The organism is Acinetobacter sp. P8-3-8, from assembly GCF_000214135.1.
In the GTDB taxonomy this organism is placed as follows: Bacteria; Pseudomonadota; Gammaproteobacteria; order Pseudomonadales; family Moraxellaceae; genus Acinetobacter.
The window spans coordinates 1-752 of sequence record NZ_AFIE01000141.1; the positions used below are offsets into that span (position 1 = coordinate 1).

2 protein-coding genes are annotated in these 752 nt (G+C 41.2%); both read right to left on the reverse strand.

Features of this window, described 5'->3' with window-relative positions:
- Nucleotides 1-287, reverse strand: a 287-nt coding sequence (locus GGG_RS20240) for a hypothetical protein (protein WP_010118066.1), incomplete at its 3' end; no start/stop codon positions are given.
- A gap of 56 nt (nucleotides 288-343) precedes the next feature.
- Nucleotides 344-613, reverse strand: coding sequence for a hypothetical protein (locus tag GGG_RS0118995; protein ID WP_010118067.1), 270 nt, complete (start codon nucleotides 611-613; stop codon nucleotides 344-346).
- Nucleotides 614-752: the final 139 nt, after the last annotated feature.

The window sequence follows — 752 nt, forward strand, 5'->3', positions numbered from 1 at the left end:
ATCATTTGACCAAGCTGCTTTTGATCGTCGGTCTGCTTTCTAGCGCTTGCTGTTTCCGCCACAAGTGCTTGGTACTGCGCACCATCTAAAACTAGAATGACTCCATCAAGGTCAACAATCCAGTCATCAAACCTGATCGGCAAACTTTGACTTCCTCGCTCGAAGTACATTTCAATATCCTTTAAGCGACCCTTTCCCATATAACAAAAGTGACCACCAAAAAGAGCCTGAATTTCCTCGTCATTGCCAGTAAAGGTGCCTGTTTTTTTAAATTGAATAGCCTTCATGTTTCCTCCAGATAAAGAAAAGCCCCGCTTATGGCGAGGCCTTCTTTTCTAACTAATTAAGATCGATGCTTATAAAATACTTCATAAAGTAAGCGAGTTAAATTTTCACCATTTAGTTCGGTATTTTCTGTCTCGTAAACCGCATCACCAACTTTAAAAATCATTGGGGTGCCTGTTTTAACAGAAAAATCACCAGAGCTTGCTGAAGTATAAGAACAGAAATAAAGAAAGGCATCAGCTAGTGTGCCACCTTTCTTGTTGTCGTATACTAGGCTAGCTGCAATATCAGCGTTTTCCCATGCCACTGGGTTTACATCAGTTCCCATAATTACTCCTTTTAGTTAATGGGAACTAACTTTTACCCTATTTCAAAGGCTTAAATCAACGAGCCAACAACCCGCCCTGCCGTTGTTCTTGGCGAATGATAGTGCGGACAGCATTACCAATCATTTGACCGAGTTGCTT

What these genes read in the sequence shown, in the direction of transcription:
- GGG_RS0118995 (WP_010118067.1), bottom strand. Translation starts at nt 613, where the DNA reads ATGGGAACTGATGTAAACCCAGTGGCATGGGAAAACGCTGATATTGCA.